This window comes from Croceimicrobium hydrocarbonivorans (genome assembly GCF_014524565.1).
GTDB classification, from domain to species: domain Bacteria; phylum Bacteroidota; class Bacteroidia; order Flavobacteriales; family Schleiferiaceae; genus Croceimicrobium; species Croceimicrobium hydrocarbonivorans.
This window is the reverse complement of record NZ_CP060139.1, coordinates 2735775-2748742: the sequence shown is the minus strand read 5'-3', so window position 1 is coordinate 2748742 and position 12968 is coordinate 2735775. Positions and strand designations below refer to the sequence as shown.

The 12968-nt window shown below is 44.5% G+C and carries 10 protein-coding genes; all 10 read left to right on the top strand.

The window, feature by feature from the left end:
• The first annotated feature begins 229 nt into the window (after positions 1 to 229).
• The 10 genes from H4K34_RS12545 (at position 230) to H4K34_RS12505 (ending at position 12806) form a co-directional block, all read left to right on the top strand.
• Positions 230 to 466 (top strand): hypothetical protein, encoded by a 237-nt coding sequence (locus tag H4K34_RS12545; RefSeq protein WP_210757729.1) that lies wholly within the window; start codon positions 230 to 232, stop codon positions 464 to 466.
• A 106-nt stretch (positions 467 to 572) separates the two neighbouring features.
• Complete coding sequence (locus tag H4K34_RS12540) at positions 573 to 866, top strand: hypothetical protein (RefSeq protein WP_246452114.1); 294 nt, start codon at positions 573 to 575, stop codon at positions 864 to 866.
• Between the two features lie 55 nt (positions 867 to 921).
• A complete protein-coding gene (locus H4K34_RS12535; RefSeq protein WP_210757727.1) occupies positions 922 to 1314 on the top strand; it encodes a hypothetical protein in 393 nt (130 codons plus the stop codon).
• Between the two features lie 63 nt (positions 1315 to 1377).
• Entirely contained in the window at positions 1378 to 1701 is a 324-nt protein-coding gene (locus H4K34_RS18195) for a DUF6660 family protein (RefSeq protein ID WP_394349547.1), read from the top strand.
• Positions 1702 to 2009: 308 nt separating this feature from the next.
• A complete protein-coding gene (locus tag H4K34_RS12530) occupies positions 2010 to 6422 on the top strand; it encodes a CusA/CzcA family heavy metal efflux RND transporter (protein ID WP_151693692.1) in 4413 nt (1470 codons plus the stop codon).
• 27 nt (positions 6423 to 6449) lie between these two features.
• Positions 6450 to 7721 (top strand): efflux RND transporter periplasmic adaptor subunit, encoded by a 1272-nt coding sequence (locus H4K34_RS12525; RefSeq protein WP_210757726.1) that lies wholly within the window; start codon positions 6450 to 6452, stop codon positions 7719 to 7721.
• A gap of 282 nt (positions 7722 to 8003) precedes the next feature.
• Complete coding sequence (locus tag H4K34_RS12520; protein WP_010528133.1) at positions 8004 to 8339, top strand: P-II family nitrogen regulator; 336 nt, start codon at positions 8004 to 8006, stop codon at positions 8337 to 8339.
• Positions 8340 to 8474: 135 nt separating this feature from the next.
• Positions 8475 to 8819, top strand: coding sequence for a SpoIIAA family protein (locus tag H4K34_RS12515; RefSeq protein WP_246452113.1), 345 nt, complete (start codon positions 8475 to 8477; stop codon positions 8817 to 8819).
• Positions 8804 to 10180, top strand: coding sequence for a Na+/H+ antiporter NhaA (nhaA, locus tag H4K34_RS12510; protein ID WP_151693689.1), 1377 nt, complete (start codon positions 8804 to 8806; stop codon positions 10178 to 10180). Before H4K34_RS12515 ends, nhaA begins: the two co-directional genes overlap by 16 nt.
• Positions 10181 to 10301: 121 nt before the next feature.
• Positions 10302 to 12806 carry a heavy metal translocating P-type ATPase gene (locus H4K34_RS12505; protein ID WP_151693688.1) on the top strand — a complete coding sequence of 835 codons (2505 nt, stop codon included), beginning with the start codon at positions 10302 to 10304 and terminating at the stop codon, positions 12804 to 12806.
• Positions 12807 to 12968 lie beyond the last annotated feature (162 nt).

Here is a 12968-nt window from a genome sequence, read left to right as displayed (position 1 = left end):
TGGTTGGGTTGACAGAGGAGGAGAAGAAAATTGTGGAGGCAGGTTAATTGTGTCATAAAAGTTTGATAAAGAAACGCCCAGGATGAAAGGATCTACGAGACAAATTGATAACGAAGCTATCTGGGCAGAGGTGGCCGAAAAGTTTCTTAATGAATGTAAAGCTGCTGTTGATAGGGTAAAGAGAGACCCCAAATTTGATAGGACAGATAGTAACTATCATCTATTAAGTATGCTTGATCGCTATACACTGGAAACCCAAAATTACTGGAGCCGCCTTAGTGGCTTGCTTAGTGATGTACAGAAGGTGGAAGTAATGATTAGAAGATTTCCGGATTCTAAGTATTTACTAAAGAACGGTGTTGACCAGATTGATTACATTAAGTATCATATGGAGGTACTTTACCATAAGCTAAGTTCCATTTTGGATGTTATGAGATTGATGGTAGGCTCACGTTTATCAACTTAATTTGTCTCCTGAAAATTGCAGCTATAAGAATGTAAAGAAGCATCTTCCGGAAACCGACAATTTTGTAATTCGGCTACTTGATAACTATAACGATTCTTTTGAAAATATGATCAAAGCACGTCATTTAAATACTCATCGTGCATTATACAAGGATAGTAGAGCCGATGAGATTGGCTTATTTTTAAAGATTTCAAGGGAAGCTCAAAGATTAGGGATAAAATTTCCAGAAGATCGCAATTCAAGAATAGAAAAAGTGCTTTTACCCTATCAGCTTAAAGCTTTACGAAAGGACAAACTGAAAATGATACGAGATTGCTACAAAGTTGCTGAGAACTATATTGAATACTTCATGCTGACTGCCTTGTCTGAGTGGCAAAAGCGGTGGATGATAAGGAAATAAATCAGATGGCTTATGGCTTGAACATGGATTAAGCTACGTAGACCGCGAATGGACATTGGAAGGAGTTAAAAAACGGAAAGGCACAGCTGCTTCCAAAGAAATTATAGTAGAGGATGAAGAGGGGATAGTCCGCAAAGTAAAGGCCCCTCATGAAGCCGAAGGCTTAGAATTGATGGAGTTAACAGAAGAATTAGAGCGGCTCCTTATTTTTGAAAGCTTTATCAGCTTTGCCAAGAGCAAGGATCATAAGTTGATCTCAGCCGTTTACAAATACCGGGAATACCTCATTGAAAGAAGGTTGGAATTGTCCGATACAGAGGCTTCCTATTGTCACAAACGCTTAGCCACCTTAGGCAACCCGGTCAAGAAAGGATTTTGGTATCACTTGAGAAAGGATATTCGCGAAGAAATAAAAGCGTCTCTAAAAGTTGAAGAAACCTCATTCTGAGACCTTCGGGCCTCCAGCAGCTACTTTTTGAAATCTCAAGACCTTTCCTTATTTTTGCCGACTGTGAAATGGCTATGCTACATATTGGCAGTTTATTTTCTGGGTCTTTCGTTCATAACCTGCGCGGATGATCTTAGCAATAATTCCTCTACTGAAAATCAGCAGGTTGTGATGAGCAGTGATTCCCATTCCGGGCACGATAACGGGTCATCTTCCAATGACTTATGTAATCCAATATGCTCCTGCCATTGTTGCCATATCCATGTTATCTTCCCCAATGCAATGAGCGAAGCCAATCCACTTGGCAATCCATCGCATTACCCTTTTTATCATCAAAATTTCAAAAGCCTCGACCTCTTCGAGCTTTTTATTCCTCCAAGGGCCTAAACCCGGGCAATTTCAGGATAGTTATGCCTTTTCATCTCCTCAGAGGAGCTGATAGAGCAGCTATTTCAATAATCCTGATTTCATAAGCCTTTTTTGTATCAGGCCGGAAAACGGCATTATCTGTAGCAAGAATTTTTAATTCAAGAAAAGGGCAGTTGAGTAAAAAGAAAAAAGGCAGCGAGAAAGTTACCTGGCAAAAAGTGCTAAAGTGGTTCTTAATTGCCATTGCTTGTATAATCCTGCTCTTAGCCACTATCGAACGGATACATCATTACTTCACTGTCCATTTAAAATAACATCAAAGCATTATGATAGACAAAATCATTTCCTTTTCCATAAGGAATAAATTTATTGTGGGCCTGCTCACGCTGGCCCTCATAGGAGTAGGTATCTACTCCATGTCCACGGTTAACCTCGGTTCGGTGCCGGATATCACCAACAACCAAGTACAGGTAATGACCGTATCAGAAAACCTGGCTACCGAAGATATCGAGCAGTTTGTCACTTATCCTGTGGAGTTGGCCATGGGAAATCTTCCCGGAGTGGAAGAAATCCGTTCCGTTTCAAGGTTTGGCCTGTCGGTCGTCACCATCGTTTTTGAAGACGATATGGGCACCTACCTGCCCCGCCAATTGGTACAGGAAAAACTGAATGAATTACAGGAGACCATCCCTGAAAAGTTTGGCGACCCAACTATGGGCCCTATTTCTACAGGCTTGGGCCAGATCTATGAATATACCATCCAACCGAAACCGGGTTATGACACAGTCTACAGCCCGATGGAACTGCGAACCATTCAGGATTGGATCGTAAAAAGACAACTCACCTTGCTTGATGGTGTGGTGGAGGTCAACTCATTTGGTGGTTACATCAAACAATACGAAGTGGCTATTAATCCTGAAAAGCTCAACGCCATGGATGTGAGCATTTCAGAGGTTTACGGTGCCCTTGCCCGAAATAACGTAAATACTGGCGGTGCTTACATCGAAAAAAACCGGATGTCCAATTTCATTCGCGGGGAAGGACTGGTGCGCTCTCTGGACGACATACGGAGTATTGTAATCCGAAACGAAAATGGTATTCCCATCACCATTGATGACGTGGCCGAGAAAGTTCATTTTGGCCACCAGGTGCGCTACGGGGCTTTCACCCGTGATGGTAAAGAAGCCGTAGGAGGCATAATAATGATGCTGAGAGGATCCAACCCTAATGCCGTTATCCAAAACGTGAAAGAGCGCATGGAGGAAGTAGAAAAATCGCTTCCCGAAGGGCTCACGATTGATGCTTTTATCGACCGTAGCGCACTTATAGGGAGAACCACTGATACGGTAAAGAACAACCTGATTGAAGGCGCACTGATCGTAATCTTCGCCTTGGTAATCCTCCTGGGAAGTTTGCGCGGGGGTCTCATTACGGCCACTACCATTCCGCTTTCTCTGCTCTTTGCCTTCATTTTGATGAAGCAGTTTAACGTTTGGGCCAACCTGATGAGCCTGGGCGCTATTGACTTCGGGATTATCATTGATGGGGCAGTGATTATCATTGAAGGAACAGTTTACGAAATCCAGAAACGTATTCGGTCAGGGAAAATCAAGTTCAACCAGAGTGTAATGGATGAGGTAGCTTATGAGTCCGGCAGCACAATGATGGGTTCAGCCTTTTTCGGACAGATTATCATCCTGATTGTATTTGCCCCTATTCTTTTCCTCACAGGTGTGGAAGGTAAAATGTTCCAGCCCATGGCCTATACCTTTGGATTTGCCATGATAGGTGCTATAGTCTTGTGCCTCACTTACGTTCCCATGATGTCTGCCCTTTTCATGAAACCCATCCAAAACAGAAAGAACTGGTTTGGGCGATTTGAACGCTGGCTGGAAAAAATCAGTGATAAAGTCATTGGTGGCATTCATTGGGCCTATCTGCCCTTACTCAAAAGTGCACTCCGGTTTAAAACAATGGTAATTATCGTTGCTGTTGTTCTGCTCGGCATAGCAGGCTATACCTTTTCCCGAATGGGAGGAGAATTTGTGCCCCAACTGGATGAAGGTGATATCGCCATGCAGGCATTGATAAGGCCAGGAAGTTCGCTCAGTGAATCTACAGAATTATCCTATAAAATTGAAAACCTCTTACTGGAGAATTTCCCGGAAATCAAAACCGTAACAGCTCGCATAGGTGTGGCCGACATTCCTACCGACCCTATGCCAATGGATATTGCCGATATGTACCTCATTCTGGAAAAAGACCGGGATAAGTGGACTACGGCAGAAACGAAGGAAGGGCTTATTGACGAAATCAAGGAACTGCTTGAAGAGCGGTTGACTGGTGTCAACCTTGTGTTCACACAACCTGTGGAACTTCGATTCAATGAACTTTTGGAGGGAGTGCGCGAAGACATTGCTGTCAAGCTCTATGGTGAAGACCTGGATGTATTGGCTACCAAAGTTCAGGAAATGGCCGATATTATTGAGACCGTGCCGGGTGCAGGTGATGTGAATGCCGAACGAACTTCGGGTTTGCCTCAAATGACCGTGCGCTATAACCGCAAGAAAATGGCACAATACGGGTTGGACATTGAAAAGGTGAACGCCTACATCAGTTCTGCTTTTGCAGGTGGAAAGGCAGGGGTGATTTTTGAAGGCGAAAAACGCTTTGATCTGGTCATCCGTTTTGATGAGGCCCACCGCCAAGGTATAGACGATCTGCGCACCCTGTATATCGACCTTGAGAACGGAACACAAATTCCCATCAAAGAAATAGCTGACATAAGTTACCAACCAGGCCCGATGCAGATTAGCCGCGACAATACCTACCGTAGGACTTACGTAGGTGTAAACGTGCGAGGCAGGGATGTGGAGTCGGTAGTAAATGACATACAGGCTAAATTGGATGATCAATTGGATTTACCATCTGGCTATTATATTACGTATGGTGGCGAATTTGAGAATTTACAGAGTGCCAAAAAACGGCTCACTATTGTAGTGCCCATTGCACTCTTTTTGATTTTCGTGCTGCTCTATTTTGCACTAAAGTCATTTTCGCAATCCATTATGATCTACATGGCCATTCCCCTGGCAGCCATAGGGGGCGTTTTTGCCTTGTGGATGAGAGATATGCCATTTAGTATTTCAGCCGGTGTTGGATTTATCGTGCTGTTTGGTGTAGCTGTATTGAATGGTTTGGTTCTGATCAACCGCTTCAATTCCCTCAAAGAAGAAGGGGTGACCAGCTTAAAGGATCGAATTTTGACCGGTACCAAAGAAAGGATTCGCCCCATCATGCTTACTGCAACCACGGATATATTCGGTTTCCTGCCTATGGCTTTCTCGGCATCTGCCGGAGCGGAAGTGCAACGGCCTTTGGCCACCGTAGTAATTGGTGGAATGCTGTCGGCTACACTTCTTACGCTGGTTGTACTGCCTGTACTCTATACCTTCGTTGAGAAACGCAGGGAAAAGAAAATCGGAAACCAGGGGCATAAAACAGCTCTGAACACCATCGTTCTACTCATTGGTTTAGGTAGTTTTCTTGGCTTTTCCCAATCTGCACACGCACAGGGAATAAACCCGGATACCTTGCAAAGCATTTCCCTTGAAGGTGCCCAAAATCGGGCTGTTGAGTATTTCCCGCAAGTGAAGGCCAAAAGGCTGCAAATAGAAAGTGAGGAAGCCTTGAAGAAAACCGCATGGGATTTTGGGAACACCCAAATTTTCACGGGAGCGGAAGAAGCAAGCAGCAATACTGATGGAGTTTATACGCGGATAGGGGTTCAACAACAAAATATTGATGTTTTTGGAATTGCTCCACGACTGCGCTTGCAAAAGGAACGGGTCGCCCTTGCCGAAAGCGCTCTCGACCTGTCATTAACAGAGCTTAAACGAGAAGTGAAGTTGGCCTGGGGCCAGGTTTACACCGCTAAAAACACCTACCAGGTGTACAACCGTTTGGATTCGCTCTTTACCGATATAGAACGAGCGGCAGATGTGAGGTTGGAAGTAGAAGAAACTTCTAAACTGGCCTATTTGGCCACTAAAAACCAGGCCAATGAAGTGCGCATCCAAAAGGAACAGGCCTATCGCGATTACCTGGGCGCTTTGCAGCGGCTCAACTTATGGCTGGTCAGCGATACCCTTTATACAGTACCGGATGTGCCCAGTGAGCAATTGACCGGGATCCTTAATTATGACTTGGATTCCCTAAGTACTCACCCTTTGCTTAATGTGTATCAACAGCAAATAAAAGTGGCCGATGCTCGAATAAAGGAAAGAAGATCGGAGTTTTTGCCCAAGTTACAAGGACAGTATGGCTGGCAAGAAGTTGGGGGGCAAACCGGGTTTTACACCTACCAAATAGGCATACAAATCCCCTTGTTTTTTGGGCCCGAGCTGGGCCGTACGCAAGAGGCTAAAATCCAGCGCGAAATTGCCACGGAAAATCTCAGGCAAAATCAGCTACAACTCAATGCCGAGTACCAATCCATGCGGGAAGAATACCTGAAATGGCGTAACTCATGGATTTACTATCGTGACCAGGCATTGCCGCTGGCACGCGAGCAAAGACAAGGTTCGATAACGGCTTACCGAGAAGGCGCAATAGACTATGTAAGTTTTTTGCAAAACATAAGGGACGCTATCCGCATAGAAGTGGATTCATGGAATGCCCTGGGCAATTACCTGGACAGCCGCTATGAACTCGAATACTATTTACAAACAACAAACTAAAACCGGTAACGGATAAAAATAAACGACATGAAAAATCAGATCATAAAATTATTTGCACTGCTATTTATAGCAGGTTTTGTTTCGGCCTGTGGCAACGAAACCGATGGCGATGGGCATAATCACGAGGAAGGTGAGCAGCACGAATCGCACGAAGGCCACGGTGAAGAAGACGGCCATGAGGGGCATGGCGATGAAGAAGGCGGGCACGAAGGCCACGGGGAAGAAGGCATGGGCGAAGTTCATTTGTCCAACCTGAAATTTAAGAGCCTGGGGATGAAAGTGGACACTATGCCCACTCGCCCCATATCGGGCGTGGTAGAAGCCAATGGCCAGTTGGAAGTGCCACCACAACACGAGGCCACCGTTACAGCGATAGTTGGAGGCAATATCACTTCCATCAAAGTGATAGAAGGGGATAAGGTCAGTAAAGGCCAGGTGCTGGCCTACCTGTCTCACCCTGATCTAACCGAGATTCAAACCAAGTACATCACGGCCTACAACCGCAGTGAATACCTTGAGCAGGAATACAACCGGCAAAAGAAGCTGTACGAAGAAGAAGTAGGTTCCGGCAAAACCTTTCAGGAGACCAAGTCTGACTATCAATCCATGAAAGGAGAAGTAAAGGGCTACGAAGCCCAACTGCGCCAGTTGAACCTGAATGTAGAGAAAATCAGGAATGGCGATGTATATGAGCAGGTGCCTGTGGTAAGCCCCATAGATGGTTATATCGAGAACGTTCTGATTCAGGTAGGTCAGTACATTCAGCCGCAAACGGGAATGTTCACAATTGTCAATACCAAACATATTCATGCTGACCTAATGGTATTCGAAAAAGATGTGTACAAAGTGAAAGAAGGGCAGAAAGTTTCTTTTACTGTGGAGTCCGTGCCCGGTTCCCGCCTTACTGCCAAAATTTATTCGGTGGGTAAACAATTTGAACAAAACCCAAAGGCGGTTCACGTCCACGCAGAAATTGAGCAAAAGAAAGAATTCCTGATCCCAGGGATGTACATCAACGGTAAAATCCACACAGAAAGTGAAGCTGTAAAAGCCCTGCCGGAAAGTGCTATTATCGAGGAAGAAGGCAAACCCTATATCTTCATTGCCGAACAGCACAATGAAGACGGTGAGACGGAATGGGCCTTTAAACCGGTGGAAATACGAACCGGTATTGCCGATGAGGGTTGGGTGGAAATAAACCTGTTGGAACCACTGCCCAAAGGAGCTAAAGTAGCCTGGAACAATGCCTATTACCTGATCTCAGAGATGAAGAAAAGCCAGACATCGCATAGTCATTAATTATCTTAAAATTAAATACATACCATTATGAAGACGAGTTTTTTAAAACTGTGGATTGCTTCTTTCATAATAGCCGGAGGCTTTATGGCTACCGGCTGTAACTCGAAGCAACAGGAAGGCACACACCAGCACGAAAATAGCGAGGAGCATGGGGAGTCAGAAGAAAACCATGAAGGCCACGACCATTGAGAAAGCCTCTTGAAATGAATTTAGCAGCGCATTGGCAGCAGGCCAATACCGGTTTTTTGCCAATGCGCTACAATCAATAAAAATAAAGGAATTATGAAAGAAATAAAAGCATTTATCAAGCCCAAGCGGGCACAGGTAGTCATTGAAGCCTTGAGCGAGGCTGGTTTTCAAAGCATGACTATCTCACAGGCAGAGGGTACAGGAGCCCACAAAGCAAAGGGCGCCTCACCCTCTCTTGATTTTCATGTTACCGATAGCCCGGTGGTAAAGCTGGAGCTGGTCTGCCAGAATGAAGAAATGGATAAAGCGGTACAGTTGATAATTGGCAAGGCCAAAACACCTGAGCCGGGAGATGGGATTATATACGTTTCGGAAATTGAGGATGCGTTTCGGATAAAAACGGGTGAGTCGATCCGAAAACAGGTCTAAAGCGATTTTAAGATGTTAATGCGTCCAGTTGAAATGAAACACCGGTATGTGGAGGAGGGACATGCTGCAAACAACAATGATTTGAACATAAACAGACTTAGAAACCCATGAACAATTAGTAAGATGATGCAGATAATGGAAACAAAAGAGGAAAACTTGATTGCCGCTAAAATCAGCGGTAAAATCTCCAAAAAAGACGTGGAAAGATTCCACCCGCTCATCCACAACACTATTGAAAAAGGCCAAAAGGTAGATTTCTACTTTGAACTGGAAGACTTTGACGGCTACGAGTTGGAAGGTTTATGGGAAGATTTAAAAGTAGATACCACACATCTATCAGATTATGGAAAAATGGCATTTGTTGGAGATAAAAAATGGCAGGAGTGGGCGGCCAAAGCCACTGATTTTTTTACGGATTCAGAAGTCAGATTTTTTCACCTTCAGGAGAAGAAAAAGGCAAAAGAATGGATCAGTCAGTAGAAAATAGTAACTCCCAATTAGCATATATCAGAGAGACTGCCCGTAAGTTTCTGGACAGGGAGACCACCGGAGGATTGCTTCTGATTGGCGCAACCATTATTGCCCTGGTGCTGGGCAATTCCCCTTGGGCAGATGCTTACCACCACTATCTTAAAGATGAATTTCTCTTTGAACTATCCGAACATTTTTCTTTTGGTCTGACCATCAAGGAATGGATCAATGACGGGCTGATGGCCATATTCTTTCTGGTGGCCGGCATGGAACTGAAGCGGGAAATAATGGTGGGCGAATTGTCGTCCTTCAAAAAAGCTTCTATGCCGCTCATGGGAGCAATCGGAGGAATGGTTTTACCCGCACTGATTTTCGTAAGTTTTAACTACGGTACCGAAAATATCAATGGCTGGGGAATCCCTATGGCTACCGATATAGCCTATTCTTTGGGCATCATTGGCCTGTTGGGGAAGCGGGTGCCGGCACAGCTTAAAATCTTTCTGGTGGCGCTGGCCATAGCGGATGATTTGGGGGCAATACTCGTTATTGCACTCTTTTACAGCAATGAGCTTAGTGGGCTGTACTTAAGCGCTGGTGGAGGTGTATTCATCCTATTGTTACTGTTAAACCGTTTTGGGGTAAAAAACCTCTTCTGGTACATTGTGGGAGGAGTCGCTTTATGGTATTGCTTCCTGAATTCAGGCATTCACCCGACCATAGCAGGGGTGCTTTTCGCGGTTACCATACCTATAAAACCCAAATTGGACAGTAAGGTATTAAAGGAGCGTACCGCTCATAATATCAAAGAATTAGAAGAAACAGATATTGAAAACCTTGACCCCATGCAGGATAAGCGTCAAGGACAAATACTGAAAACCATTAAAAAAGACACGGAAAACGCCAGACCACCGTTGCTCCGGTTAGAAAACAGATTAATTGATTTTAATGCCTTTTTCATTATCCCAATTTTTGCCATTGCCAATGCAGGTGTAAAACTGGATGTCGGGTTTATGGAAGTGGTTTCGGGCTCTCTTGGACTTGGTATTTTATTAGGGCTTGCCGTGGGTAAAGTTGCCGGTATTGGATTGTTTGCATTTATAGGTCAGAAAATAGGTATTGCAGAACTGCATCCTTCATTGAAATGGCGGCATATTATTGGTATGGGCATGATAGCCGGTATAGGGTTCACTATGTCACTGTTTATTACCAACCTGGCATTTGACAATCCTGAGATTATCAAGGTATCCAAAATCAGTATTTTAATGGCTTCTCTGATTGCTGCTATAGGTGGTGTCATTACTTTGGTAATCGGCACGAAGCAGAATAACTATAAGGAGACTGAAAGTTATAATCATTCTGAAAATGAATAATCCCGATGTTTTCAATGTCCCACTATACCAATCCATGGAAATACTCCGGTATATTCAACATTTAATTGAATTATAGAGATTAAAATGCAAGAATTTCTAAACAGACTATACAAATTCAATCATGAAAAAACTACAAATAAAAATACCCCTTATACTGCCCGAAGTACCGGACGATAAGGATCGATGTGTGCAAAAACTCATTCAACGTCTTGAAGATAAAGAAGGCCTTGAAAAAGTGCATGTAGCAGACGAAACAGACAATGGCATACCTCAACTTTGTTTTCACTACGACCCGGAGTTGATCTCTATAGACCGTATCCAGTCGCTGGCAGAGCAAACCGGGGCGGAAATCACTCAGAAATTCGGACATAAACTCATAGAAGTAGAAGGCATTCGCCATACCCGCCACGCCCGTCATATTGAGCGTGACCTTCGGGGGATAGCCGGTATTTTGGAGGCCTCCGTATCGGCATCCGGCATGGTGCGGGTAGAGTATGATACGGCCAAGGTGGATGAGGCGGAAATCCTGAAAGCCCTGAGAAAAGAGGGACTTGATATACCCGATACACAGGTGAGTGCCGAACGTTTTCTTGATAAAGTAAAAGAAACAAAAAAAGGCGAAGAGCAAAAAAAAGAAGCTGACAAGGGACATGACCATGAGGAAGGTGAAGATGATAAACATTCGCATGGCGGTATTTTCGGTAAAAATACAGAGTTGATCTTTTCCATTATCTGCGGAGCATTATTAGGTATTGGCTTTGGGCTTACTTATATCGAAGCTGTGCCTTCATGGGTAAGTCTTTCACTTTATATCGGAGCTTATTTCTTTGGAGGCTTTTTTACAGCCAAAGAAGCCATTCAAACAGTGGCCAAAGGCGGCTTTGAAATTGATTTCCTGATGCTGGTAGCAGCCATTGGAGCGGCTATTCTTAGCGAATGGGCGGAAGGCGCCTTATTGTTATTCCTGTTCAGCATGGGCCATGCACTGGAACACTTCGCCATGAACAAAGCTCGTAAGTCCATTGCTGCTTTGGCAGAGCTCGCTCCTAAAACGGCATTGCTTAAGAGAAATGGTAAGACCGAAGAAGTCGGTATTGAGGAATTGAGCATCGGTGACATCATCGTGGTGAAGCCCAATAGCAAAATCTCAGCCGATGGTGTGGTTGTCAGCGGATCAAGTAGCGTGAATCAGGCGCCTATCACCGGGGAAAGTGTGCCGGTAGATAAAGAACCGGTGGATAATCCCGATAAAGACTGGTCACAGGAAGATGATATCAAAGATGAGAACCGTGCATTTTCGGGTACCATAAATGGCAACAATACGCTGGAAATCAAAGTGATTAAAGTAGCAAAGGACTCTACGCTCTCCCGTTTGGTAAAATTGGTGAATGAAGCTCAAACCCAGAAATCACCTACACAACGGCTCACCGACAAATTTGAGAAGTATTTTGTCCCGTCCGTATTGGTACTGGTCGTGTTGCTCAATTTCGCTTTTCTGGTCATAGATGAGCCTTTTAGTGTAAGCTTCTACCGAGCAATGGCCGTATTGGTGGCTGCCAGCCCTTGTGCTTTGGCCATTGCCACCCCAAGTGCAGTGCTAAGTGGAGTAGCCCGGGCAGCCAAAAGCGGAGTGCTTATTAAAGGTGGTCGTCCGCTGGAAGACCTGGGTGTACTCACTGCCCTGGCATTTGATAAAACCGGAACGCTAACAGAAGGTAAACCCAAGCTCACCGAAGTAATTGCTTTAGGTGATGTAAACGAGGACGAGCTGTTGAAAATAGCAGTAGCTGTAGAAAACCTCAGCGACCATCCTCTGGCCAAAGCTGTAGTGCGGGATGGGAAAGAGCGATTAAATGGTGCTGATGTGCTTGAAGCGAAAGATCTGGAAGCGGTGCTTGGTAAAGGGATAAAAGCTTCACTGGGAAATAATAAAGTGTACATCGGCAACCTGGACCTGTTTGAATCCCTGGATGATAATAAGCCAGAGAAGGAAATAGAAGAAAAAGTGAAGTCACTGGAATCGGATGGAAATACCACCATGCTGATCCGTCAGAATGACCACTACATTGGCATTATTGCCCTGATGGATACGCCCAGAAAGGAAGCAAAAAATACCCTGGAGCAGCTCAAAAAGATTGGTATCAAGCGTATGATCATGCTAACGGGTGATAACCAGAAAGTAGCCGATGCAGTAGCCAAAGAGATTGGCCTTACAGATGCCTGGGGCAGTTTGTTACCAGAAGAAAAGGTTGAAGCCATTAAAGAACTTAAGGAGAAAGAATCCAAAGTAGCGATGGTAGGTGATGGCGTGAATGATGCCCCGGCCATGGCAAATAGCACAGTAGGCATTGCCATGGGAGCAGCTGGCAGTGATGTAGCCCTGGAAACAGCTGATATTGCCCTGATGGCTGATAAGCTGGAGACCTTGCCTTTTGCAATCGGTTTAAGTAGGAAGGCCAAAGCTATTATCAAACAAAACCTCTGGGTTAGTTTGGGAATAGTAGCATTGTTAATACCTGCCACGGTTTTCGGCTTTGCTAATATCGGTGTTGCGGTACTCATTCATGAAGGGTCAACTCTGGTAGTGGTGTTTAATGCTTTGAGATTGTTGGCTTATAAGAAATAGAATTTTTAAAAGTTGGCACTGGGCAGTTGGCAAAGAGAAAAAAAACAGTTGGCAAGGAAGCTTAACCGCGACAACTTTTGCCAATTGCTATTTGCCTATTGCCAACTTAAAAAGATGGAAAGAAATAAAACAACTAACAATATGAAAGAGATCAAGACATTT

Excerpts from the sequence above, each read along its gene's own strand:
- H4K34_RS12545 (WP_210757729.1), top strand. The coding sequence starts at position 230 with ATGCTTGATCGCTATACACTGGAAACCCAAAATTACTGGAGCCGCCTT.
- H4K34_RS12540 (WP_246452114.1), top strand. The coding sequence starts at position 573 with ATGATCAAAGCACGTCATTTAAATACTCATCGTGCATTATACAAGGAT.
- H4K34_RS12530 (WP_151693692.1), top strand. The coding sequence starts at position 2,010 with ATGATAGACAAAATCATTTCCTTTTCCATAAGGAATAAATTTATTGTG.
- H4K34_RS12525 (WP_210757726.1), top strand. The coding sequence starts at position 6,450 with ATGAAAAATCAGATCATAAAATTATTTGCACTGCTATTTATAGCAGGT.
- H4K34_RS12520 (WP_010528133.1), top strand. The coding sequence starts at position 8,004 with ATGAAAGAAATAAAAGCATTTATCAAGCCCAAGCGGGCACAGGTAGTC.
- H4K34_RS12515 (WP_246452113.1), top strand. The coding sequence starts at position 8,475 with ATGGAAACAAAAGAGGAAAACTTGATTGCCGCTAAAATCAGCGGTAAA.
- nhaA (WP_151693689.1), top strand. The coding sequence starts at position 8,804 with ATGGATCAGTCAGTAGAAAATAGTAACTCCCAATTAGCATATATCAGA.
- H4K34_RS12505 (WP_151693688.1), top strand. The coding sequence starts at position 10,302 with ATGAAAAAACTACAAATAAAAATACCCCTTATACTGCCCGAAGTACCG.